The organism is Desulfosporomusa polytropa, from assembly GCF_055380075.1.
In genome coordinates this window covers 418,065-442,564 of the sequence record NZ_AP042400.1, presented here as the reverse complement: position 1 = coordinate 442,564, position 24,500 = coordinate 418,065, and the positions used below count along the sequence as shown (strand labels likewise).

Below are 24,500 nucleotides of genomic sequence, written 5' to 3'. Positions count from 1 at the left end.
ATAAAATTGTAACGCTAAGCCCCGATTATCGTGAGACTTAGCGTTACATGGCAAACAATTAATTTTTACTCGTAGGAGCCGTTTCTATAGGCCACTAAATAATCTCCACAGTATTCATCTTGGCCTAGTAAAGCTTTAGCCGCATAAATGAACCCCATCATTCCTTTGTCTGTTGGATTTAGAATATACCCATCCATACCTAGTGCCATAGTTTGGGTGACAAATAACCTATTCAAGATTTTTCGTCCGGGAAGGCCAAAAGATACATTGCTTAAACCGCAAGCGAAATGGACTTTAGGATAATCCCGTTTTATTAATTTGATTGTTTCCAGAACTTCTAACCCGGCTTCACCAACAACACTAATCGGTTTGACCAGCGGATCAAAGTGAATATCGTCCTCTGCAACTCCGGCTGCCGTAAGTTTGGCATATAGGCTTTTTACTACTCGCATACGATCATCTGCTGTATTCGGCATTCCCGTATCATCCATGCACAAGGCAATAACCTTAGCCTTGTACTTGAGTACCAAGGGTAGAACCTCTTCATACCGTGCCTTCTCATCGGTTATTGAATTGACCATAGGTTGACCACATTTAGCCAATGCCAGGCCAGCCTCTACAGCCTTAGGATTGGGACTGTCAATACAAAGCGGAGTATCAACGGCCTCCTGAATCGTTTTTACCAACCACTCCATAATTTCTACTTCATTATGCACTTTGTTCCCGCAATTTACATCAATGTAAGTAGCTCCTGCTTCCATCTGCTCTATGGCAACTTTTTTTATATATTCGGCATCACGGTTGTCCACTGCTTCACTAATGGCTTTGCGGCTTGTATTAATAAGTTCACCGATAATTACCACTGCAATTTTCTCCTTTATGTTTAGTCAATAAACCAACGCAACCGGGAATGATTGTACATGTTATGCAAGCATTTTCGTGGCAATTTCTTTGGCAGCAATGGCATCAGCACAAAATGCATCAGCATAAATTTCATCAGCAAATTCCTGGGATATAGGGGCACCGCCTACCAGAATCTTAACGTTGTCTCTAAGACCGGCAGCCTTGATCGCTTCGACGGTATCCTTCATGGCCATCATGGTCGTAGTTAACAATGCTGACAAACCAACAAATTCCGGCTTGTGTTCCTTAATAGCTTCAACAAATTTCTCTGGTGAAACATCGACACCAAGATCAATTACATTAAAAGAGGAACTTTCTAAAATGAGAACTACTAGATTTTTTCCTATGTCATGCAGGTCTCCAGCAACAGTTCCAATGATAACGGTGGCTAGCTTTTTCAGGCTACCGCCACCAGCCCCTAACAATGGTTTGAGCAATTCCATACCACATCCTAGCGCTTTGGCCGCCCGTAGTACCTCAGGCACAAACATTTCTCCAGCCTTAAACTTAGGTGCTACTATATCCATCCCGCCAAGCAAGCCTTGGTTAATAATATCATCTGCTTGTACCCCACTATCAATTAATTCTTGGGTTATTGCTTTAACACCCTTTAAATCACCTTTGAAAACCGCTTGTGCTAATTTGCTAAAATCGCTCATTATAAAATCCTCCTCCAAGTATATTTATGTTTTATCTACTTAGTCCTCATAGTATTCAGCTTCCGCTTTTGCTAAAGCACCGTAAAACTCATCAAGTACCTCTTTATCAGTCTCTTTGGTCATATAGCTTACCACTACCATTAGAACAGCGGAGGCCACCATACCGAGCACCCCATACCAGCTGTCACCCATACCATACTGGTAAGTAAGCAATACCCCGATGACACCTACAATAGAAGCAGTCAAAGCGGCTGGTGCCGTAGCCCGTCGCCAGTAGAGCGCCGCTACCAATACAGGGAAGATCGGCATAACCAGGGCAATGGCAAACATAATCAACGTCCACATCAAATCCGGGGGATTAAGAGCCAGCCATAGCGCCATCAAACCTAACCCAACAACAGCTAAGCGAGCAATAGTAATATGAACATTAGGACTAACCTTAAGTTTGAGCAGCCTGGTAAGAATATCCTCCGATATGATCGAACCAGCTACCAAGAGGTGTGATGTGGCGGCAGATAAGCCTTTGGCCAACGTGCCCCAAACGAACACTGCCATTAATATCGCTGCAACAGTAGCTGATTGCGGTGAAATAATCTTAGCAAGTAATAACGGAATAACCAGCTCGGTATCACCACCCTTTAATCCTGGCAACATGGCAATAGCGGCAAAACCGATAAACATAACACCAGTCCAAACGATGGTTTGCAAAACAGGCTGTAAAACCATCAGACTGCGCTGGGTTTGCATGTCCTTGCCAAAATATCCGGCCCTGATGAATACATCAGGCAACATGATTGTCCAACCAATAGCACAAGCAATTGGATAACCGAATCTGGCGGAATAAGGTACCCACTGTTCAGGACCAGGATAAGAAAACCAGGAGTTAGTATGTTCCCAGACACTGGCTGTTGCACCAAAAACATCGCCACCAAAACCGTAGGCAATGGCACAGATACCTATGGTCCACAATGCAACCATGAATATCCAGGCTTGGACTGTGGCCGCCCACGCCACCGATTTTACGCCCCCAAACGGAATAAATAGTAAGGCAGTCAAACCAACGAATATTACTGCGCTAGTCTGGGTAATAGCTCCATTAGTAGCAACGGTAGCTGCCTTACCGCAGGCAATATAGATAGCAGCGGCATAAGGCATAGAAACACAGAAGAACACTAATGCCAACACCAGCCGCAAAGTTGGGCTGCGGAAACGGTCAATAAAGATGTCAGCCTGAGTTGTATAATTCCGTTGGGTATTTAACAACCACACTTTATTCATAACAAAGTAAGTAAGAACCGGGAATAACGGGATATAGCTAAGCTCAGACATATAGTAACCAAAGCCGCCGCGGTAATAACCACCAGGTCCTGCAAAGAACACCCAGGTGCTCATGAGAGCAGCGATATAGGTCATACAGAGGACAAACCAGTTAATTGTGTTGCCCGCAGTATAAAAATGCCGAGCAGAGTTATTCTTTTCACGCCACCATACATAAACCCCAAAAGCGATAAGCGCTCCCATGTAACTGATATATAACGTCCAGGTAGTAGAAGCAGATAACATCTATATCCCTCCCTTTGAAATGGGCTCATCTGTGTTTATGCTGTCTGCTGCCTGCAGGGATTGGTCAGGTCTTTTCCTCAGCCTTCGTTGTTTATGCAGTATTGCCATCCCGCCATATACAATAATCCACAGTGGCAAAATGGTCAATGCTCCATGCCATAAGGCGGCGTTTGCATCCCCATACACTGGGAATCCTGGCACGTTATACAGTGCATAAAATAGTACAGTTAGACCCAACCACCACTTTTCTGTTGTTTTATAAGACTTTTTCACAATTGCTCCCCCCCTTTTTTGAACTCCCCACCTATTAATTATCACCTCGCAGTTACCTATACATATCACTTATCACAGATAGAGCAGTGCCTAATCGTTTATTTACCGACAAGCTTGGCATCTGCTTGCTTCATAATTTCGTCCATATTGCTAAGAACATCACCGGCTACAGCTATCGGCTGATAGTTTTCCTTAATGGCCTGATAAACATCTTTGGCCCGGTCAAGCATGTCTTTGCTGCCAGTTTTTACCCAATTAGGTCTGGAATCGCGATTAAATGTCGGCAGCCGTAAAGAATCCCGGAAATGCTCAAAAGTATGGTCCATATCTACAAAGGATTCTTTGCCTGTCAATTCCATCATTTCATTCCAGGCAAGCATATCATCGTTAATCTCCAAACCACCTAACAGCTTCTTGGTCATACCAAAAATGTCGTTGTCGATAATAAGTTGGAGCGGGCTAATCGTCTTTGCTACTTCGAGCTGTCCGGCCCCTCCCAGTACAGATGCGCCAGACAAAGCCAGCATATGGATCAACGATGTTCTTTCGACCATTGACTGACCATCTAAAAGAAAGCTATCTGTTCCTGAACCATAGCTGTGAGCGCAAATACCATATCCATCTTCAAACAATTGCATCGCAACCATTCTTCCCATAGTTGTTTCGATTGGCGATTGCAGAGTATAGGTTGTTAACATATCCATAGCAAATAATAACGGTGTGGCAATAACAGGCAAGCCTGGTGCAAGAAGCTGGGCCATAATAATTTGCGCCATAACCTCGGTAGATGCCAGCAAGGCTATGCCCTGCGGCGTAACAGGCGCATTAGCACCAGCTGCAGGTAGAGAACAAGGTTGGATAGGCACTCCGTTAATACAACATTGATAAAGAGCCTCCATATCCATGTATTTATATTGAAACGGCGGAACCGAGCAAGTGATAAAACTAATAATCGGTCTCTTCTTCAGTTGTTCTTTTCCGCCTACCCGGGCAGCCGCCAACTCAATTAGATATTTTGCGTTTGCGGCTTCGTAGGGCTGCACCCAAATGTGTTTCTTGCTGTGCTCAAGAACAGTTCGTAATGTGTGAATATCGATAGTTTCGCCAGGAACCGATTTAATTGACGTGGATGGGAGTGCACAAAAATTGATATTATCTAAGGAATTAATAAGCTTTATCCAATCAGCTACCTCTTCGATAGTGATATTATGATACTCGTCATTTTCGTTTAGATAGTTCATACCGCCTGTACAAGTTCTAGTATAAAATTTACCATCAGGATGGGGGAAAGTTAGATCGTATTGGGGATCAGGAGCCGCTAATGTAAAACTTTTAGGTATACTTTTCAATGCTTGGTCGATTACTGATTTAGGAAACTTTACCGTGCCTGAACTGGCGTCAACCTGAGCACCAGCATCTTTTAATAATCCCATTACTGTAGGATGGTCGATCTTAACTCCCTTAGTTGATAAAAGTGTTTCAACCTTTTCCTTCATCACAGCAATTTCATTTGTCGATAAAATTTTTGTATTAAGTATTCCAGCCATTTTTATACCCCCCTAGTAATTTGTCGATCTATGCCGACTTACTTTATATACTTGCAATAAACATGCCTAAAAGTGCTTATAGGAAAAATAATTGTAAAATATTCTGAATAACCCGGACGTTTCCTACTACCTTGCCCCTAATTTATTCTGAATATTTTATCACATACCTTTTTCAGTCACAATTACACATATAAAATAATGTACAACCTTTCATTATTGAAAGCTAATATTTGATTTGCCTGAATTAAACTCCCCCTTTTTCGGAATAGTTGCAAGGATTTCAGGAGTGGACAAGGTCTATTTCATTAACGCGATGGTGATTTCACTCCTGCAACCAAAAAAACTTCTCTATCCTTGTTATAACTTGAATCTATTTACAAGTGTATTTAACTCGTCAGCCATTTTAGCAAGACTATTGCTAGAATCGGTAATTCCTTGCATGGAGGCCGATTGTTCCTCCGTAAATGAAGAAATCGTATGAATATGATCTGCGGCACTCGATGTTTTTTCCTTTACGTTTTCAGACAATCCAACTACATTTTCACTTGATGCTGTCAACTGTTCAGCAGCAGCGGTAACTTCCTGAATATTATTATTGAGACCCTGTATCTGAGCAACAATTTGCCGAAAACGCTCCCCGGCAACAGTAACTACCTCTGCGCCCTGGGCAACCTCCTGCGCTCCCTGATTTATTACTGAAACTGCTACATGGGTTTCCTTTTGTATTTCGTTAATTATGCCTACTATTTTTTGCGCAGCTGCTTGTGATTGTTCTGCCAATTTACGCACTTCTTCAGCAACAACTGCAAAACCCCGTCCCTGTTCACCGGCTCGCGCGGCCTCAATAGCAGCGTTAAGAGCAAGCAGATTGGTTTGTCCCGCTATACCACTTATCACATCAACTATCCCACTGATTTGGTTAGAACTTTCTCCTAAATTTTGCACAACCTGCGCTGAATGACGAACAGACTGACTAATGATGCTTATTTGCTTATTCGCATCATCAACTGAATGACCGCCATCCTCAGCCGACTGGCTGGTTTTATAGGATTGTTCTGATAGCTCTGCAGCCGTTGTGGCAATATGATTTATTGCCACAGCCATTTCTTTCATAGCCACTACAGATCTGGTTACATCCTCCACCTGAGCAACTGTGGTCGCTGATACCTCGTTTATTGCTTCAGCTATATGAGTAGCAGCCGTTGATGACTGTGACGATGCATTATGAAGCTGGTCACTATTTACGGTTATTTTTTCAGTTACTTTAACAACTTGATTTACGAGATTTCGTAAGTTTTCAGTCATTGTAGCAAATGCTGTTATCAGTACTCCGATTTCATCGTTGGGTTTATTTGAAATCTTTATTGAAACCAAATCCCCTTGAGCAACCCTGGTTGCAATAGTCGCTAATTGTGAAAGTCGCTTGATGATTTTTTTGTTAATTAGATAATTCAAGCAGAATATCAGTAAAATCACAACAATTAATATTAAAACCAGATCTGTATATAGTACATTATATAAAGCACTGTAAGCCTCAGAAATCGGATACATAAGGATCAAATATAACCCAGTTTCTCCTATTGGCGCATATACAGCAAACATATTCTGGCTATAAAGTTTTGTGATACCGGCTTTATCAGCTTGAATCACTGTTGCGCCAAATTTTCTCAGCTCATCATCTTCAGCTTCCGTTATTTTGGCAGATAAGTCTTGAGCAGAAGTAACTGGATTGTTTTGCTTTTCCATACCAGCTTGCTGCTTTCCCCGATAGTTTCCAATATAAAAGCCTTCTTTGGTAACTACATAGGCAAACCCCTGTTTACCGACTTCAACTGTATTTAGCTGCGCCTTGAAACTATCAAGTGTAAAGTCAGTTGTAGCCACTCCAATCTTGCTACCGTTTTTAATTATAGGTGCAACGCAGCTAACCCATATTTTGTTTTTATCAAACGAATCGACATAAGGAGCTGTGTATTTGACAGGACTATCGGCATTGATGCCCAGTTTATACCAAGCTTTTGAGAAATAGTCGGACTTCCCATCGCTGTAGTCCCATGTCAAAGTTGCATTGCCACTTTTATCCTTGTAGATATAAGGCCAATAATATTTACTATTGGCTTTATATCCATATGGTTCAAAAGAGTAACCGCTGCCAGCAATGACACCGCTTTTCGTAACTATCTTATTTGTGAAACTGAAGATTACCTCTTCGTTATCCGGCTTTATCCCAATAAGATAAGATAAATCAACAGCATCATTTGCGACTTCTTTTAGCGGAAGATACAGTTTATTTGCCTCTTCTTCAGCCTGAAGGATTAACTGTTTTTGAATCTGTACTGAGGAAAATTCATTAAATTGAAACAAGGAAGTCCCTGCTTGCACACCGAATGCAAGAATCGTTATAACTGATATCATGATAATTAACTGCGTCCTAATACTTTTCACGCTACTCACCCTCTTAATATATTTGTATTTCTCTCCTTATGAATGCTCCCTTATTAATAGTTAGCATCATTCATGCCAACACTATTTTGCTCAGTGCCACACCAGCACTTAACTTGTTGCGATTACTATCAATCTCGTGCCCACTTCGCTCAACAAAAAAGCCGGGCAAGGTGATGGCAAATGCCACCCCAACCGGCTCATTATCTATCACTATTCAATTGATACCTCGATTAACAAAGTTCCAATCCTATTTTTCAATAAGTCCTGGTTACTTCTCTTCCTACAATTATTTGTCCTGCTATACGCTTACGAACCCTAACAAAACCTTGATCATTTGCTCGTCTATTTCACCCTACTTTCTTGTATTAGATTTAATGGTAATTTTTGAAAAAAACAGTGAACTCGTTTCAGCAAGGCTGAAACGAGTTCACTGGAATATATCACTGACAACTACCGCGTACGATGCTCGCCCGTTAAACTGCCAGTTCAATTCATTTTAAACAGGATCGAGGTCTTTACCATCATCTTCGCGCTTACAGTCCTTATGATCGTGGTCACAGTCTTTATGATCACAGTCACATTTCTTTTTATCTGGCGCAGTGTCTGTCGTACTGTTGAAGGAATGTGTATGCCCAAGTACACAGCTTGTTTCACCGCAGAATTGATGTGTGTGTTCATCTCCTGCCACTTCAATAGCTGGCCCTGTAACCACATCAACTACGTGCCAATGAATTGGTCCGCCTTTCGGATCGGAAGTAGTAAGAACACAAATACGATGAAAATGACTGTGGCCTGAATAGATGGCCGGACCTGTTGTTCCCAGAATGCCATGTTGGTGATCGCGGGCTACATCCGCGATAGTGATAAAGGCATGATTGTGCTCTATGCTTTCGCAAGTGGGCTCTACATAATAATGCTGTATCTGAATTTCTTCACTCAAAATTTTCACCTCCTTTATCAACATAATATTCATTATATTTAGGATTAGTGATTACATAATGCCTCTTTATTGTATAAATATATACTTTGTTTAAGGTTCGACTCGATCTTTGCCTCCCTGCTGCCTGAATAACAAAAATTCTTCCAATACCTCCCCAAAGCGCTGAATGGTGTCCGTTGTATCTTTTCCCTCTTTATACAGCCGATCAAGTTCTTCAAATCCCAACTGCTACACGCCACCCACACTGTTTCGGATCGATTGTTGATTAGTTTCTTTCAGATGGCTTAGGCACCGCCAACGCCTGCTGCGGAGTAATAAGCACCACTAATAACAATCCTAGGAATATTTTTACCATAACACCCTTAATCATTTTCATCATTTAACACTACTCCAGTCTAGCCGCAGCTACTCTTTGCTAACTTTGACCTCGCAGTTAATTGTCTTAGCTGCCATATTAGCCGGTTGCCAACTTTGCCGCAGCGAAAAAGCAACAGTTTCCTGACCGACAGTGTCTGGTTTGGCTTGAAGAATATATACCGTACGCATTTTACCGCCTGCCAGGTTTGGCGTTTCCATCACCGAATAACGATTTTCGACTTCAACCAACTGTAAATCTTTATTGAGCAATTCCCATTCATAACCAGTACCGCTGGCCGCATATAATTCGACCTTGAAAAAATTGCCCGCTTTGATATCAACAACCAATCCTTCGTTGGCTGCATCGTCGGCATCCGCTTTAACCGTCATGGCTATTGGCGGCTCCTGAACAGTCATGTCTTCCGCCAATGCCACTGCTGCTACTATACCCCAGATAAGAAATGAAATGCTCAGCATGGTAAACACATTCTTGAGCATTTCTCCATATGGAATTTTCACCACATCCACCACCCTCCTTTCGTTTTATATTTTAGTCGTCAAAATATGCTGGTACCATCACCAACAAAGAGTATTCGATAACCACAAAAACCAATGATGACAAATAATATTACAGCAGCCTCCATAGCGTCGGAAGGCAAAAACTCTAGAATAGCAATAACTATTAACAGATAACCCAGACATAACAACCAACGTAGACCTCGCAATAAACTAATCATATTGTCACCTCATTTATGTAATACTAACTATAACTGATTTCCTCTAACTAAAATCATATAATACACCAAATATAAACATTGCTAATCCTACAATAATCATTCCTACCATAGCAGCTTTTCTTGAATAATCATTTTTTACGGTAAACAGCTCTGGTTTTTCTTGACTATAAACAATCTGAATCTCACTTCCTATTGAGTATTTTTGTCGATTGTATCCTGCCTGTTCTGTTGATTGGATAATTTTTCCATTCATTAACTCATATTTAGCAACCATGATATACATGGTAAGTCTATTTATACTCTCATACTCATTATATTTAACAACAGTTGCTTTAGTAGCAACAACATTTTTGAATAATCTAATTTCCCTTTTCAGCGATAATAGCCCTGTTAAAAATGTAATAAAGCCTATGCCAGAAAAAATCATTAAATCCATTTTATCACCTCTCGCGTACAGTGATCTCACAGCCCCGGTGCTGCTGACGTCTACCGTCAAATACAACAGCCCGCGAATTGGCGGGCGTCAGTTGTAACTATTTGTATTGGTAGGCGATCCGCGACTTTGCAAATCCATCCATTTAAGATTAATCGTAATGCACTCTATTTTCCGGTAATCTTTCTCAACACATCTGCAGTAATATCTACACCACCGCAGACAATTTCATTTTTCCCGATTACGATTGACAGTCCTTTTTCGCTTGCCACTTCATTGGCAGCAGCCACAACCTTAGCCGAAATTGGTTTTACAAGTTCCAGCCGTTTTTGCTCCACCCGCTGCCCGATCTGACGATCAAGGCCTTGTTTTTCCAGCTCGTTCAGGCTGGTCGACTTTTCGGCGAACTCTTTTTTCGCTGCCTCCTGTTCGGCTTTCAGGTCTTCATTGGCCTTTGCCGTGTCCGGGTGATGGTTGACCAGATAGATGAAGTCAACATAACCAACCTGCGAAATGGCTGGCGCAGCCTGGACCGATGATACTCCGATTACCAAAACGATAAATAGTGCCGTGAGAATGGCTCCTAAATAAATTCTCTGTTGTGTAAGTATTATCATTCCCTCCTTCGTGTCTACTACTCTTTTCTAGACTGGCTATCCGCCTTATTCTCCGACAGGTTGACGACGTCTGCGGCTTCCGATAAGTTCTTTTTCAGCACACCGATGTCGATGAGCTGGCTGACGATATTTTCCTGTACCGCCAATGACTGAACAAAACCTTCCAGCGGCATGATGATCCGATTACTGATATCGACTACCGGCTGGCCGGTGTCGCTTTTCAGATGAGGCTGCACCGTCATCAGGTCGATGCGCACGAGGTTACCGGTAACGTGGACGGAACTGATGCCGTCGGCGAAGATTTCCTTGTTCATCGCTAGCCCCTCCCTTAGTAATCAGTCTGCTCGGAATTAGGCAAAAGGGTTAGCGGCGCATAACCGTCCAGGTTAACACCTGTCAGCACAATTCTGAGTATTCCCGCGCCATCGTCGTTACTGATCAGGTAGCCAGCCGCCGGAACCAAGCGGCCGGCGAGCATGCCATTGGCAGATTGAATGGCCGTAGTAACCGCAGCGATATAGTGGGCTGTTTCTGGTGTCGGTGCCGGTATTGGCGTCGGTGCCGGTATTGGTGTCGGTGCCGGTATTGGCGTCGGTGCCGGTATTGGCGTCGGTGCCGGTGTTGGTGTCGGCGTTGGCGTTGGTGTCGGCGTTGGTGTTGGTGTTGGCTGGCTGATGGTCAGCGTGCCCGGTCCGTAGCTGATATCATAGCCCTGCTGACCGGAATAGAGGCCGGTGAGGCCATAGCTTCCCGCGCTGCTGTCGCTGCCGTAGGAAAGCGTGCCTGACAGCAGGCTGAGATCGGTGCCGGGCGAATAGGTCACGTTGGTGAGCGGGCCGCTGTAGGCGGCGCCGTCATAAGTCTTGCTTACGCTGTCGGCGTTGACGGTGGCCTGCGTCAGTAAGGAGCGCAGGAGCGGGGCGGTCTGGCCCGCATAGATGCGCCAAACCGTGTTGTCGCCACCGACGTCTGATATATCCCAACCAACAAAATTGGCAGCCTGTTTCATCTGCTCATCGGTCAGGCCGGTGGCCGTAGCAAGAGACCCGGTGGTCTGGGCATCGATACCGTCCAGCCCGCTGTTGTTGGTGGTATTCCAGTAGGAGCCGGTGACGCTGCCTTGGTCGCCGAAAATGCCGGTGCCATTCCAGCCCACCAGCCCGCCGATGCCGCCTGCGCCTGTGCCGCCGATCGTGCCGGTGACTGAGCCGGTACTGTAGGAGGTCGTAATACTGCCGCCGTTATAGCCTACCAGCCCACCGATGCCGCCGTTGGTGCTGATAGTGCCATCGACCGGGCCGGTACTGTAGGAGTTGGTGATGCTGCCGCCGTTGTTATTTCCCACCAGCCCGCCGATGCCGCCCGTGAGCAGAGTGTTGTTGATGATGCCCCCGACTGAACCGGTACTGTAGGAGGTTTCGATGCTGCCGCCGTTATTATATCCCACCAGTCCGCCGACGTCATAGCCAGTACCGGTGACTGAGCCGGTGCTGTGAAAGGAGTCTGTAATGCTGCCTGAGTTCCATCCCGCCAGCCCGCCGACGGTATTGGCGCCGTTAACCGAGCCGGTACTGTAGGAGCTTGTGATGCTGCCGTCAATATAGTTCTCTCCCACCAGCCCGCCGACGTAGATGCTGCTGCCGGTGACTGAGCCGGTGCTGTAAGAGTTGGCGATGTCGCCATCATTCTTGCCGGCAAGTCCGCCGACATAGGAGCTGCCGGTGATGCTGCCGCCCACCAGCCCCACATTGCGGATAGTCCCAGTCCCGGCGGAATAGCCGAACAGTCCAATATTGTCGCCCCCGGGTCTGTTAATCTTCAGCCCGGTGATGGTGCGGCCGAGGCCGTCAAAGGTGCCTCTGAAGATGTAGGTGCTCGAAGACGAAGGGTCAAAGCCGATGGGGTTAAAGCCTGCGCCGCCGTTCCAGTTTACGGTGCCGCTGGCGTCGATGTTGTCGGCCAGGGTATAGTTCATGCTCAGCATATTGATCTTACCCACCAGAATGCCATCCAGACCGGAGCCGATGCCCTGCAGGCCGTACACGTCGCTGATTTGGTAAGGACTGCCGGGGCTGCCGTCACCCGCTGTCGCCCGGATGAAGGTGCCGCCGCCTTCGATGCGGAAGTCGGTGGCGCTGAAGGCGGGCAAAACGCTGGCGATCTGACGCCAGGTGCCGCTCTGCAGAGCGAAGGTTTTGACACTGATCGCCGCCGGGGCGGTGATGATGCCGCTGGTTATGCCGTCGCCAATATTGCTGGTGCCGGCCTGAAGCGTCAGACCGCCGTGTGGAGCGGTGATGGCGGCGTTAATGTCGATATTGTTATAGGCCGACAGGGTCAGGGTGCCGGTACCGGTAGACCATACGATAGGGGCGTTGATGATAATATCGCCATTGCCGACGCTGAAGTCGAAACTCGGCCCGCTGGCCATAGTGGCGGTGGTTATAAGCGTGATGTTGGTGCTATTATTCAAAGCGGTGCTGATCGTGCCTGCTTGCGCCATATTCACAATTAAGTTCATCGGGTCCAGGAGCCAGCTGCCGTTTTTGCCGTTCACCGCCCCGGCGTTGACCGCGCCGCTGACCTGTAAGGTATGCCCCGAGGTTTCGACGCTGCCGCCGTTGCCGCTTTGACTGCCGCCCCTGGCGGTGATCGTGCCGGCGAAATTGGTCGTGTCATTGGCCCAGACAACCACCTGGCCGCCGTTGCCTGTCGTGACGGCATCGGCGGTGATACCGGCGCCGGCAGCTACAGTGGTGTTCGTCGCGGCATATTCACTGCTGCCGCCCTGATACGCCCCGCCGATGAGGGCGCTGCCGCCGCCGGCATTGCCGGAAACGTCAATACTTGAGCCGGAAGCCAGGGTAACGGTATCACCCAGCACCTTGACGGTGCCGCCGATCTGGCCGGCGGCTTTGCCGCAGGCGTCAAGGCTGCCGCTATTCGTCACCGTGCCGCCTGCCAGGCGGATGACGCCGTTGACATTGTTTACGCTCCGGGCCCGGATGACGCCGCTGTTGTTGACCACGGTGTTTAAGAGAGCGTCCTTGGTGCCGGCGCTCATGATGACCAGGCCGCCGTCGGCTCTAATACTGCCGGTATTGACCGCGCTGCCGCCCAGCGCGCCGGTGTCCACGGTGACGTTCAGCAGCTTGTCGCCGTTAAAGTCGAGGCCGACTTTGCTGCCGGCCGCCAGGGCGGTCACCCGGGCGGCGATGACGCCTTCGTTTCTGACCTGTGGCCCGAGGAGCACTACATGGTCGTCAGCGGTAATGGCGCCCTGGTTGACGACGCTGCCTGCGTTCGCAGCTTTGCTGAAGGTGTAGTTGCCGGCCAGAAAGTCGCTGTCGTTGATATTGAGAGTGGAAGCCACGAGGCCGCCCACATTGACCTGGGCGCCGGGAGCGAACAATATGCCGCTCGGATTGATGAGAAAAACTCTGCCGTTGGCGGATAATGTGCCGTATATATGGGAGGCGTTATTGCCGATAACCCGGTTGAGGGCGACGGAAGTTGCCCCCGGTTGGACAAAATTCACGGTCTCGCCTTTGGCGATGGAGAAGCTCTGCCAGTTGATGATCGCTTTATTGGTCGATTGATTGACAGTCGTGGTCGAGCCGTTGGTCGTGATAGCCGCCGCGCCGCTGGTCACCGTGCCCCCCGCCGGGTTGGCCCAGCCCACGTTGGCAGCACTCAATAAGATTGTCGCCGCCGCCACCGTGGGCAGCAGCGTTTTCGCCAGCCGAGATGCTGTATAGGTAATTTCCGTCTTGATTTCTTCCGCCCGGTAGGTCACCCAGCCGGGTTTTCCTTTTAGCCAGGTGCGCCGCCATTTTCTTTGCATCTTCGTTACCTCCTCCTAGTTCTCAACCGGATGTAAAATCCGCTACATTTTTTTCGATAGCCCAATAAAACGTGCCGTTCCTGCGAGTCATACTGTGTCGGCATTGCCCCAACTCCTGTCCGCGCTGCTGCGTTTCATGTTTTTAGAAATATTTCACACCCTGCAGCCAGAAACGGCCGCTCTTGTCGCTATCGGCGGTGGCCTGCTCGTTGCCAATTTTCCAAGCGTAGTCCATACGGATGGCGAAGTCCCGGTCCCTTGCCCATAAGAGTCCCAGACCTGCTGCCATCAGGCTGCGCCGGTTGTCGTCGCTGCTGTAGGGATGCTTGTTCACCATGACGTTGCCGTAATCGTAGAAGGTGTTCAGATAGAGGTTGTTCGGGCCGCCGGACAGGCCCGGCAGCCGCCATCTTAGTTCTCCTGTCAGCTTATAGCCCTGATCGCCAGAGCCTTCTCCCTGCGGATAAGATCTCACGCCGTCAGCCCCGCCGAGATAGAGTTTTTCCGAAGAGTCGAGGTTTTTATCGGCCAATTGGCCGGTGAAACTAAAATTGAAATTGAGGTTTTGGGCCACATATTGCTGGCGCTGGTAGGTGAGTATGGTTTTGCTGAAGTTGCCGCTCGTCTGGGCAGTGGAGGCATCGCTTACCCGTGCTGCCGTGTCATTGATGTCGAGATTGCCCCGGTAGTGGGTGAGGCTGAAGGCGTTATTGCCACCCCCCAGCCAGGTATCGGCAAAACTGCCGAACAGGCCCAGGTTCCACAGGCCGCTGCTGCGCGGCGCGTAGCTGCCGTAGCCGGCAATGTCGTCCTTAAGGTGTTTGACGTCATAGCCTAGGGTGCCGTAGAGGCTGAATGACCGACTGCGGATGAAGGGGTAGCTTATGGAGTAGCTGGTGACGGCCGCCCGGCCGGTGGCCCCGAGGTCGGCGTATTCTTCGCCCAGTGTATAGCCGACGTGGGAGTATTTCACTTCGGCTTTGGCGCCGTCATAGCCGAGAGGTGCGCTGTAGCCGAAGTTGTAGTTGTTGATGCCGTCGCTAGTCGTGAGGCCGCCGATAGTTAGTGCGTCGCCGTAATGATCGCTGAAGTTGTTGACGGTGATTTGGGTACCGTAACGGGTCCGGCCGGTGTAGCGATTGCCCCAGTTATCGGCATAAACTGCGCCGCTGGTTTTGTCTGTGTCGCTGGTTTCGAGGATGAGATCGGCGGTGCCGGCTTCTTGGCCTGGCGATAGAGTAGCCTTAACAATAACGCCTGATAAATCATTCATTAAAAGCAGGGCCCGCTCTAGCGGCGAGCGGGTGATGACCATGCCAGGTTTGGCACAAAACAGCATGGCTTTGAGGCGTTCCGCACTGATATGGCCGTTGCCGTTGATTTTCACCTGACCGTATTTGCCGGGAACAACGGCGATTTCGACGATGCCGTCTTTTACGTCCTGAGCCGGTATGTAGGCGAAGGCGACTATGTAGCCTTGCTGGCGAAGATACTTAGTTATGTGGGCGGCGAGTTTATTGAGGTCACTTAAGGTTATTTCCTTGCCGGCTTTATTTTTGATGAGGTTTAAGAGTTCGCCTTCCGGCAGCGGAGACTCGCCGCTAATGCGAAAACCCTTGACCAGAATTTTCTGCTGACCGTCAGCACTGACTACTGGCTCGCGCTCTTCGACGGTTATGCTAGGCGCCTTTTGTACCGGCGCTTGAACCGTCGGCGGCTTGACGCCTTCCAGGGCAGTGCCGCTGTTAGGCGGCCCAGCGGCGTAAGCCGGACAGGTCGCCAAGACGATTATGGTGAAACCGGTGATTACTTGTTTTTTGCCACTTAAAATTTTACTTTTCATCGTTTTCCCTCTCTCTTGGGTTGATTCTTCTTTCTATCAATCAATAGCAGCGTAATCCAGGATTAGCCGCGCCGGTTCCTCCCCGGAGATAGTGCCGAGCTCAGGTTCCGGGGGCCGATCTGCATTGTTCCGAAATCAAATGTTTTTGGATCATATTTTGCAGCTCGTCGACATTCCGTACCTGGTCCTGCGAATAAACCATCGTCGCGCCATTCTCGGGATTTACGGCAATAACAAGAGTAGCCGGATAACGCCTAATCAGCGTTTCAAACCCATCCCGGCCGGCAGCACTGTCGACTATAACCGCCGCCGGTTCCACGGTTTCCATCATTTGCCCGGCCTCCGTCGTATCAATGGCCGTGATGACCCGAAAATCGCTTTTATTTCCCAGAGTTAAAGCCAGCCCGTCAATTAATACCGATTTTCCGCACAGAATTACCGGCTGCTTTTCCGTCACTAGCCACCGCCTCCTCTTCTTTCCATGTCACCCACAGCATAGCAAATTATGTAGTGTTTGGTAACTGTCACAAGTGACAGGAAACATAGAAAAAATTAAAAACCGAGGGTTTTATTTTCCCTCGGTAAATGTGGTATTGCCGGACAAGTTTTATTGAGCCTTATTTGTCCCCTCTGCTAAGTTGGCTTGGCTTGCGTAGGCAATGGCCTGCGCCCGGTTTTCCAAATGCAGCCGCTCCAGGATTTCGTTCATATGAAATCTCACGGTTCTGGCACTGACTCCAAGCAGTTCGGCCACTTGCTTGTAGGTTAGGCCTCCGGCTATAAGAGTCAGAACTTTTTCCTGCCGTGGCGTCAGCGACTTTCTGGCACAATCGCCATTGGCCGGCGCTCCCGCTGATTGGCTGCCCTTGCCGGGAGCAAATTCCTGCAGCAATCGCTCGGCCAGGCCCGGTGAGAAAGCAGTTTCTCCTTTCGGCAATCCTGCCAACAAGTCCAGTAATTCCATCGTTTCCAGGTTCTTGAGCAAATAGCCTGACGCGCCACTTTTCATTGCTTCAAATAATGATTGGTCATCATCATTCATTGTCAGTATCACAATCTTGATTTCGGGAAATTCAGTTTTAATCAGGCGGGTGGCGGTCAGTCCGTCACAGCCAGGCATCCGGATATCCATTAAAACCGCGTCAGGCCGATGTTCTCTCACCGCCGCGACAGCAGCCGCGCCGTCCCGGGCTGTGCCCACTACCGTCATTTCAGCGGCCTCAAGCAGGACTTGCAGACCGTCGATAAATAGAGGATGGTCATCAACAAGCAGAATTTTCATATCGCACTCTTTTCCTGCGTTTTTATTAGCAGAACCTCGACAGTTACCACCGTCCCCTGATCAGAAGCCGACCGTATTTTGCAGGTGCCGCCAATTTCCTCAGTTCTTTCCCGGATAATTCCAAGACCAAAGCTAACTGAATTTCCCTGGCTTTTTTTCGCATCAAACCCGCTGCCGTTATCCGCTATCGTCACCGTCAGTCTGTCATCGCCTACGGCAAAGGCAACTTCAGCGCGGGTGGCGCCGGAGTGTTTTCGTGCATTAACCAGAACTTCCTGGATAATCCGCAAGAGTTGCACTTCAGCCTCCGGCGCAACCCATTGCGGCGGCCTTGACTCCGGCCCGGTATAAATAGTGGTGATAGCGGAACTTTTTTCGAACTGGCTTAGCCATGTCCGCAGATTATGAAAGAAATTCCAGTCTTCGGCGGTAATCTTCAGGCCGGTAATGGATTCACGCACATCGGTAAAGGCTGCGTCGGCGGCATTGGTCAGACGTTCCAGGTGCCGGTCCGCATCCTCAACCCGTCCTTTTTGCAGCAAGAGCCTGATTGCCTGGGTAAGTGTCTTAACATAGCCGGGAAACTGTCCCTGGGCATCATGCAGCTCCCGGCCCAGACGATTCCGTTCTACCAGGATGGACAACGCTTTTTGCTGCTCAACCATTGTGGCCTGCGCTTGTTTTTGCTCAGTAATATCTTTGATTATTATCGTTTTGCCGAGCAAATAGCCTTGCGGATTTTCCAGTAGGGTTGCACTTATTTGATAAAAGCGGCGTTCATTGGCAAAGTCCCGGGCCGCTTCCAAAGTCTCCAAATCGTGGTTATCGCCAATTCTGGTCAAAGCCGGCCAGCCGGCAAAAATCTCGGCCGCCTGGCGCCCGACAGCTTGGGATACCGCTATGCCGAGCATCGCGGCGGCGGCAGGATTCAGTTCATAGATATAGCCCTGGTTATCCACTACCGCAAAACCATCGCCCATATTTGTAATCACGGCATCCTTGGCAATGGGTATAATGTTGAGGGTCCGCCAGTGGAGCAATGCCCAGCACCAAATCAGAGCAGACAGCAAAAAACCCACCGGCAATAGCATTGGGGCGTACACCCATTGACTGAAAAGGCCGGTGACTTGCCCGGCAAAACTAAAAAGCGGGCCAATCGCTATGATTACGGCCTGCCTGCGGCGCAATCCTGACGATTGTCTGATCCACTGAAGGTTAATACACCAGCAGACCAGTGCCAGTAAATAATTATAGCCCAGTATCAGCCAATGCAGTATTCCGCGCGCCGTAAACCAGCCATGCCATTCGTTGGTGAAGATGAGCAGGATACCCACTGCCGGTGCAAAGATAAGCATCCCCAGCCTGCGCCAGGTCAGCCAGCTTCCCTGGCCGGAAACTTGCAGGATAAACGCAAACCAGCTCGGAATAAGGCTAACGCCACCCAAAAAGGCCAGTTTATTCCAGACAAGCTGCCAAAATAAGCTGGAGCTTACAGAAAACATGACAATACAGGTTAACCAAAGAATTCTGGCTCCCAAAGAAGCTATCAGGGGCAGGACACCTGGTGTTTTGCGATAATGGCACAGATATGCCGCCAATGCCACCAGGATTATAATTACAAACAGATGCAGTCCGATACCGGAAAGCCGGGGTAAAGCTATTTCCATTATGGAGTATCCTCCTGGAAACCAAGGTATTTTTATGTATGTTCTTCCCAATCCTCGCTGCAGGCTTTATAACCTGGCGGCAATCGTCTTGGCAATCCGCTCCATCATTTCCACCGATATGGGATACTGCCCGTCGTCGACATATCTGGTGACAGTGATGGTGGTATCACCTTTGCGAAATCCCAGCATCCGGGGCGGATTTTCGTTCTTGGGTCCCCAAAAGGCACTTTCCATCGTTTTATAGTCCTGTGATCTGAATTCACTGTAAATTTTTTCGTAATGACTGCCAGGTAAAACGGTCACGGTAAGAACGATGTGACCTTCATCGGTGGTGGAAAAAGTAAGGTCAGGCTTGCCGTTGAACTTCATATCCGCATAGGTCATTTTGAACTTAGTACCGGTTATGTTTATCAGGTCTTCCACCGTAAGATATTTACGATAGTCTTTAACTGCCGCTTGGGGCGCAGGGGCAGCTGCCGGCGGTGCTGCAGGTGCCCCTCCTGCCGACGTTTGGCTCGTGGGCGGCTTGGCGACCGGCTTTTTGTCAGGCTCATCAGTCGCGCCGATATAAAAGAGAGCCGCAAAAGCAACGATAATTCCGGCAGCAAACCCCAGAATCACTTTTTTGTGCATGGCCATTTCCCCCTCTTCCTCGCTTCTCCGTATCCCTTTCCTTTCCGGAAAACGGCAAAGCCTCACTGACATTTTCATCAGCGGGCCTTGGCCGTTTGCAAAAACCGCTCAGACAGTCCCGTTCTTTACGGACTTATTCCGGCGACCAGTACAGTAATCCATCTTCCAGCTCGTATTTTGCGAAAAATTCTTTTCGCATCCTAGGTCCTTCCGGGCAGGGTTGCCCGTCATAATAGGAAAACTTATTACCATTTACCGTACGAGTCACTGAACTTGGTATCCCTTCGCCGCCCCACGTCGCTTCCGACGTCTTCACAAAAAGATAAATAGTGTTTTTGGAAACGGACGAATCGACATTAATCCGCCGCGTGCTGAGCGGCTGCACTTCCCACCAGCCATGGCACCGCCACCTGCCGGCTACATCGTCGTAATCGACCACCGCCAAATGCATCTTATCATTGTAGGGATTCCGAATATCCATCTTGTAGGCCAGGACGGAGGAGGGGACAGCGCTCATTACTATCATCACCAATAGTATGACGCCGAGCAAATTACCGAAGATACCTTTTGGGTTCATTTCTTATACCTCCTTGTTTGGATTGCGTTTATTTTGTGATGATTTCCATAATCTCGCTGATGGCAATTGATATTCCGCCCGGCCAATGTATCGCTTTGCCGTCGGTGCTCGCCGAGTTAAACACCTGCCTGTTCTGAGTTCGGAGAACCGGGCGGTATGCAGCCTGGTGCTCATGTCGATAGTCACTGAATGGCTATTGTCAAAGCGGACTGTAACCTGATAATCAGCCCCGATGACTATTTCTTTGATTTTCCCCATAAGAACACCTCAAAACGCCAAAAGGCTAACTCACCTTAATCATAAGGGAAGTTAGCCTTGAGTGATACTATACGAAAGTATATTCTTTTAACCTGTTTTTTGTTCGATCATTATCTTAGTCAGCGCTGTTCTGCTGCTGATGCCCATTTTCGCAAAAATACTCTGCAACGCTTTTTTTACGGTTATTTCGGCTATATGCAATGCTTTTCCGATAGCCTGGTTTGACAATCCTGATGCAACAAGCTCTGCGATAGCGACTTCCCGCTCGGTAAGCATTGACTTGCTGTCACGGCTGCTTAATTCTGCCGACATCGCTTCCCGACTTTTGGCAATTAACGGGAAAAGCGCACTTATCCGGCCAATAAATTCCGGGTAATGCCCGTTCTTTTCCAGTTGAGCGAGCATATCGGCAATGTACTCGCCATTCTCCACAAAAGGCATAATAACCTGATCGGGAGCGGCGACATTGAGCGCTTTCTGGAGCGTTTTCCGCGCGTCCTCCTGCCGCCCCAGTTTGAACTTGGCTGCGGCCTCATAGATATATGCATACACTTGTCCCAACAGATTCGGAAAAACGCTTGCTATACCGATGAACTCTTCGGTTAAGCCGATTAGCTTCAAGTATTGACCGCTGATTAACAGCGCCTTACCCCAGATAATATTAAAAAAAGCGTAACTGGGGAATAAGATTGAACTATCCCGCAAATCACCTTTCTCAATCCATGTGGGGACCTTTTTCTCCTGATTTAGGCACGAATATATGAATCCCTCACACATGTCCCAGGTATGAATATACGGGTATAATCCGCGCTCTTTGATTTCCTCCCGCGTTTGCCACAGGATATCCGTCACCTGCACCAAATCCCCCCGCAGAGCCGCCAGCCGCATTTGGAGAAACAATGCACATAGTACTATCGACATTTGGTCCTGGGACTGGGCAATATACAAGGCTTTGTGGGCCGCGATTTCCGCATTTTCAAAATCGCCGGTGTGATAATACCACTCGGCCTGCATCACGTATTCTGCTCCGGAACCGTGCCCGGCTGTTAACTGGTAATAATACGGCATAGCCACGATGATTTCATTGACTTCCTGCTCCAGTTGCCCACTCTCGCGATAAAACATATATAGCACAGACGGCGAACCAAATGTCCATGAACCATTTCTGTCAATGAACTCCGACGGCCCCTTCAGCAGGCCCCCGGCCCTTTGGTGATGTTCAGACATCCCTGTTATACTATTATACTTGGCAAAACTGCACAAAAGTTCGAATTCTCCCGCCAACTGAGCTTTCGCCTGTTCCTTTTCCCCCGGCAAAAATTCGATGTAGCCGGCAACTTGTTCGCATTGCTGCGCAAACAGCTCCATTTCATTAAACGAAAACAGATTAATGGCGTAAATCAGACAGGCCCACGGATGGTCTCTTTTTATCTCCATGGGGCACTCGCTGAAATACCTGATCAACCGGTCTTTATGTTCGTTGGTTATGCAGTTGCCTTTATCAAGTTCAATAGCGGTTAACAGACTGTCGAAATCGGCGGCTTTGTAGAAGCAATTCATGGCATGGATATATTCTCCGATACTTACATGCCATTTCCCCGCTGCCTTCCATATGGCCTGCCGCCTGTCCGAACCCTGCCTGTCAAATATTCGCCTCAGGTAACTCGTGAAGATGTTATGCATGTAATATTTTTGACCGACATGATCGTATTTGATAAAGGCATTCCCGGCCATGAGCCGCCCCAATAGTGCCTCAGGATTCCCCTTGTTCCACATATATTCAGCCTGTTGCGAGGTAAAACTGTCGAAAATGCAAATGCTGAGCAAAAACTCCTGGACCTCGACAGAACAGCGCCGATAGACCACCTTTTCTATCAGTTCATATAGGCTGACCTGCCATTCAATCCGCTTATCCTGCTGAAAACCCAGTATACAAAGATATACGGCGCTAATCCAGCCTTCAGTATAGGCGGCCAGGAAATCCGCTTCCTTAGTGCTGAGTCTGACTCCGTTCAACCGGCAATACTCAACGATCTCGGCTCGCGAAAGCTCAAAACTGCTCTTTTCGATAATGCAGCAATATCCTTTGAGCACGAGCTCGGTTGTATTCTCGCCAAAAACACTGCGAGATACAACAACGATATGCAAATTGGGAATCTCGGACTTGACCAATAGCTCGATAAATGTGTCGATATCTCCAGAAGACAGTAAATGATAATCATCTAGCACGATGACCGTTCTTGCCGAAAACTCAATACTCCCCACAATACGGATAGCCTCATCCAAAAATACGCTGTTGTTTGGAACCCCCACTCCCGCAAATCTATCGGCAACCATTGGATCTAGTTTCCCGAGCAAACGGCTTAACCCATTCCAAAAACCGCTTGCCGAATCATCTATCAGCGTTTGCCACAGTACTTCGGCTTCACTGCTCGATAAATATTCCCTCACTGCGGTAGTTTTGCCGTAGCCCATCGGCGCTTCCACGACCGTCAGCGGATACTCCCATATATTATTCAGGACTTGGACTATCGACTTGCGCATATAAAGTGTCTTTGCTTTTTGTCTGGGCATTGAAGCGCCTCCCGGGCAATTACAATTAGGGTTCACCCGAACCCCATGATTTTGGCTAGCCATTCCGGCTCACAGGCAAAAATAAATGAATCATATATATCAAGAAAATATTTCTATATGTTCATTTCGACAAAAAATAATTAGCCCCTTTTTTTGTAGGAAGCTCGGGGACATTCATTTTGCTTCCCTCGCACTCACACCTAAAAGTAATTAGTCCTGTTACTCTGGCATTGCTGTTAGGTTTGCTTTTACAGGGTTCATCGTTATCTCAGGACACGACATGAAAGACCTTAAACAACTGTTGGAGCAAACGGAAGGCAAAGGCAATCTATACGCATGGCGGATTTGCCGGTCGGATAAACTGGGGTATGCATCACAAAGGGAAATCATCTTTAAGTTTCAGTTTGCAGGCCCAGAATCAATTGCAGCTATTATCTCGACTGGTCATATCATTGTATTCCAAATATATCTTGCAGATAGTTATCAAGAATACGAAGGGGCTCGTGTAAAGCCTGGTTCGGAAACTTATGAGTTACCTTATAGCATATCCTTGGAGGCACCGGTACCGATAGTTTCTGAAGAACAAAATCTCCCATCCGCATCATATGTGCGCCAATCGAGGTGGGAACTATCGTCCATTGTCTTGCGTCCTTCAAAAAAGTAGTGATGAGTCCCGCCGTGTCCAGATGAATACGGGAAGGGCAAAGAGGATCCCACCACTGGTCATGTCTGAATTGAAACTCTCTGTTCCAATTTATGAAGACTTCGTGCTCTGCCGCCAATTCTCCCATTTCAACAGTATCTCCAGCTTGTCGCCCCGACACAGCCAGGCGCAACAACACCATTTCTTCAGCAAAAAACGGTTTAACCGTGACACTAGGTGACACTATTTCTCGCACCACAAACGCCACATCCATCTCGCGTCGCTCAATACTATCAAATGCTTCCTGAGTATGTTGAGTACGAATTTGCAGTCGGATCGGCGGGGTATGCTGATTTAGCATGCTATATACCGGAGGCAAAACAAAGTGACTTATGCTTTCGGCAGCGCTAATTGCCAGACTTAACTGCGAACCGCTGACCTGTAAGATTTGAGTTTCCCTCCAGAGAGCATCCCATCTTTCGGCAATGCTAAAAAAGTTCTCTCCTTTTGGTGTCAGACGAATTTTGGCTGCCCCTTTTCTTCGCTCAACCAAAAGACCACCCATTTCCTGCTCCAAGGTCTTTAACCGATAGCTTACAGTAGCTTGGGACAAGTGCAGCAATTCAGCTGCCTTGCTTATACTCTCGGTCCGTACGATAGCTAAAAACGCTTCAATCCCAGCAAAATACATAAAACACCCCTCAA

At 48.0% G+C, this 24,500-nt stretch carries 22 protein-coding genes; all 22 read right to left on the bottom strand.

The window, feature by feature from the left end; all coding sequences use genetic code 11:
- Window positions 1-65 precede the first annotated feature (65 nt).
- Complete coding sequence (locus ACZ449_RS03650) at window positions 66-863, bottom strand: methyltetrahydrofolate cobalamin methyltransferase (protein ID WP_464259709.1); 798 nt, start codon at window positions 861-863, stop codon at window positions 66-68.
- Window positions 864-923: 60 nt separating this feature from the next.
- The gene (locus ACZ449_RS03645) at window positions 924-1,562 is read right to left on the bottom strand and encodes a corrinoid protein (protein WP_464259708.1); all 639 of its coding nucleotides are present in this window, start codon (window positions 1,560-1,562) and stop codon (window positions 924-926) included.
- 39 nt (window positions 1,563-1,601) lie between these two features.
- Window positions 1,602-3,125, bottom strand: a complete 1,524-nt coding sequence (locus ACZ449_RS03640) for a sodium:solute symporter family protein (RefSeq protein WP_464259707.1) — start codon at window positions 3,123-3,125, stop codon at window positions 1,602-1,604.
- Window positions 3,126-3,398: a hypothetical protein gene (locus tag ACZ449_RS03635; RefSeq protein ID WP_211289662.1), complete on the bottom strand. Its 273-nt coding sequence runs from the start codon at window positions 3,396-3,398 to the stop codon at window positions 3,126-3,128. It abuts the gene before it with no gap.
- Window positions 3,399-3,496: 98 nt separating this feature from the next.
- The gene (locus ACZ449_RS03630) at window positions 3,497-4,945 is read right to left on the bottom strand and encodes a trimethylamine methyltransferase family protein (protein WP_464259706.1); all 1,449 of its coding nucleotides are present in this window, start codon (window positions 4,943-4,945) and stop codon (window positions 3,497-3,499) included.
- A 357-nt stretch (window positions 4,946-5,302) separates the two neighbouring features.
- A complete protein-coding gene (locus ACZ449_RS03625; protein ID WP_464259705.1) occupies window positions 5,303-7,390 on the bottom strand; it encodes a methyl-accepting chemotaxis protein in 2,088 nt (695 codons plus the stop codon).
- Window positions 7,391-7,886: 496 nt separating this feature from the next.
- On the bottom strand, window positions 7,887-8,330 hold the full coding sequence (locus ACZ449_RS03620) for a YmaF family protein (protein WP_464259704.1): 444 nt from the start codon (window positions 8,328-8,330) through the stop codon (window positions 7,887-7,889).
- Window positions 8,331-8,420: 90 nt separating this feature from the next.
- The gene (locus ACZ449_RS03615) at window positions 8,421-8,555 is read right to left on the bottom strand and encodes a hypothetical protein (protein WP_464259703.1); all 135 of its coding nucleotides are present in this window, start codon (window positions 8,553-8,555) and stop codon (window positions 8,421-8,423) included.
- Between the two features lie 180 nt (window positions 8,556-8,735).
- Window positions 8,736-9,209 (bottom strand): protease inhibitor I42 family protein, encoded by a 474-nt coding sequence (locus ACZ449_RS03610; RefSeq protein WP_464259702.1) that lies wholly within the window; start codon window positions 9,207-9,209, stop codon window positions 8,736-8,738.
- Between the two features lie 35 nt (window positions 9,210-9,244).
- Window positions 9,245-9,424, bottom strand: a complete 180-nt coding sequence (locus tag ACZ449_RS03605; RefSeq protein WP_464259701.1) for a hypothetical protein — start codon at window positions 9,422-9,424, stop codon at window positions 9,245-9,247.
- A gap of 43 nt (window positions 9,425-9,467) precedes the next feature.
- Window positions 9,468-9,860: a DUF3592 domain-containing protein gene (locus ACZ449_RS03600; RefSeq protein WP_464259700.1), complete on the bottom strand. Its 393-nt coding sequence runs from the start codon at window positions 9,858-9,860 to the stop codon at window positions 9,468-9,470.
- 164 nt (window positions 9,861-10,024) lie between these two features.
- Window positions 10,025-10,474, bottom strand: a complete 450-nt coding sequence (locus ACZ449_RS03595; RefSeq protein WP_464259699.1) for an OmpH/Skp family outer membrane protein — start codon at window positions 10,472-10,474, stop codon at window positions 10,025-10,027.
- A 17-nt stretch (window positions 10,475-10,491) separates the two neighbouring features.
- Entirely contained in the window at window positions 10,492-10,788 is a 297-nt protein-coding gene (locus ACZ449_RS03590) for a hypothetical protein (protein ID WP_464259698.1), read from the bottom strand.
- A 14-nt stretch (window positions 10,789-10,802) separates the two neighbouring features.
- A complete protein-coding gene (locus tag ACZ449_RS03585; protein ID WP_464259697.1) occupies window positions 10,803-14,318 on the bottom strand; it encodes a two-partner secretion domain-containing protein in 3,516 nt (1,171 codons plus the stop codon).
- A gap of 142 nt (window positions 14,319-14,460) precedes the next feature.
- Window positions 14,461-16,161: a ShlB/FhaC/HecB family hemolysin secretion/activation protein gene (locus ACZ449_RS03580; RefSeq protein WP_464259696.1), complete on the bottom strand. Its 1,701-nt coding sequence runs from the start codon at window positions 16,159-16,161 to the stop codon at window positions 14,461-14,463.
- A 100-nt stretch (window positions 16,162-16,261) separates the two neighbouring features.
- Complete coding sequence (locus ACZ449_RS03575) at window positions 16,262-16,618, bottom strand: hypothetical protein (protein WP_464259695.1); 357 nt, start codon at window positions 16,616-16,618, stop codon at window positions 16,262-16,264.
- Between the two features lie 150 nt (window positions 16,619-16,768).
- Entirely contained in the window at window positions 16,769-17,443 is a 675-nt protein-coding gene (locus ACZ449_RS03570; RefSeq protein WP_464259694.1) for a response regulator transcription factor, read from the bottom strand.
- Window positions 17,440-19,110 (bottom strand): sensor histidine kinase, encoded by a 1,671-nt coding sequence (locus tag ACZ449_RS03565; protein ID WP_464259693.1) that lies wholly within the window; start codon window positions 19,108-19,110, stop codon window positions 17,440-17,442. The genes ACZ449_RS03570 and ACZ449_RS03565 overlap by 4 nt, the downstream gene beginning before the upstream one ends.
- A 66-nt stretch (window positions 19,111-19,176) precedes the next feature.
- Window positions 19,177-19,743 carry a hypothetical protein gene (locus tag ACZ449_RS03560; RefSeq protein WP_464259692.1) on the bottom strand — a complete coding sequence of 189 codons (567 nt, stop codon included), beginning with the start codon at window positions 19,741-19,743 and terminating at the stop codon, window positions 19,177-19,179.
- A gap of 133 nt (window positions 19,744-19,876) precedes the next feature.
- Entirely contained in the window at window positions 19,877-20,320 is a 444-nt protein-coding gene (locus tag ACZ449_RS03555) for a hypothetical protein (protein WP_464259691.1), read from the bottom strand.
- 345 nt (window positions 20,321-20,665) lie between these two features.
- On the bottom strand, window positions 20,666-23,152 hold the full coding sequence (locus ACZ449_RS03550; RefSeq protein WP_464259690.1) for a LuxR C-terminal-related transcriptional regulator: 2,487 nt from the start codon (window positions 23,150-23,152) through the stop codon (window positions 20,666-20,668).
- Between the two features lie 449 nt (window positions 23,153-23,601).
- Window positions 23,602-24,486, bottom strand: a complete 885-nt coding sequence (locus tag ACZ449_RS03545) for a LysR family transcriptional regulator (RefSeq protein WP_464259689.1) — start codon at window positions 24,484-24,486, stop codon at window positions 23,602-23,604.
- Between the last annotated feature and the right edge of the window lie 14 nt (window positions 24,487-24,500).

Bases quoted from the DNA above. Each gene is read 5' to 3' on its own strand.
- ACZ449_RS03555 (WP_464259691.1), bottom strand. From the start codon at position 20,320: ATGAACCCAAAAGGTATCTTCGGTAATTTGCTCGGCGTCATACTATTG.
- ACZ449_RS03580 (WP_464259696.1), bottom strand. From the start codon at position 16,161: ATGAAAAGTAAAATTTTAAGTGGCAAAAAACAAGTAATCACCGGTTTC.
- ACZ449_RS03570 (WP_464259694.1), bottom strand. From the start codon at position 17,443: ATGAAAATTCTGCTTGTTGATGACCATCCTCTATTTATCGACGGTCTG.
- ACZ449_RS03545 (WP_464259689.1), bottom strand. From the start codon at position 24,486: ATGTATTTTGCTGGGATTGAAGCGTTTTTAGCTATCGTACGGACCGAG.
- ACZ449_RS03630 (WP_464259706.1), bottom strand. From the start codon at position 4,945: ATGGCTGGAATACTTAATACAAAAATTTTATCGACAAATGAAATTGCT.
- ACZ449_RS03605 (WP_464259701.1), bottom strand. From the start codon at position 9,424: ATGATTAGTTTATTGCGAGGTCTACGTTGGTTGTTATGTCTGGGTTAT.
- ACZ449_RS03585 (WP_464259697.1), bottom strand. From the start codon at position 14,318: ATGCAAAGAAAATGGCGGCGCACCTGGCTAAAAGGAAAACCCGGCTGG.
- ACZ449_RS03565 (WP_464259693.1), bottom strand. From the start codon at position 19,110: ATGGAAATAGCTTTACCCCGGCTTTCCGGTATCGGACTGCATCTGTTT.
- ACZ449_RS03560 (WP_464259692.1), bottom strand. From the start codon at position 19,743: ATGCACAAAAAAGTGATTCTGGGGTTTGCTGCCGGAATTATCGTTGCT.
- ACZ449_RS03645 (WP_464259708.1), bottom strand. From the start codon at position 1,562: ATGAGCGATTTTAGCAAATTAGCACAAGCGGTTTTCAAAGGTGATTTA.
- ACZ449_RS03590 (WP_464259698.1), bottom strand. From the start codon at position 10,788: ATGAACAAGGAAATCTTCGCCGACGGCATCAGTTCCGTCCACGTTACC.
- ACZ449_RS03550 (WP_464259690.1), bottom strand. From the start codon at position 23,152: ATGCCCAGACAAAAAGCAAAGACACTTTATATGCGCAAGTCGATAGTC.
- ACZ449_RS03600 (WP_464259700.1), bottom strand. From the start codon at position 9,860: ATGGATTTAATGATTTTTTCTGGCATAGGCTTTATTACATTTTTAACA.
- ACZ449_RS03640 (WP_464259707.1), bottom strand. From the start codon at position 3,125: ATGTTATCTGCTTCTACTACCTGGACGTTATATATCAGTTACATGGGA.
- ACZ449_RS03595 (WP_464259699.1), bottom strand. From the start codon at position 10,474: ATGATAATACTTACACAACAGAGAATTTATTTAGGAGCCATTCTCACG.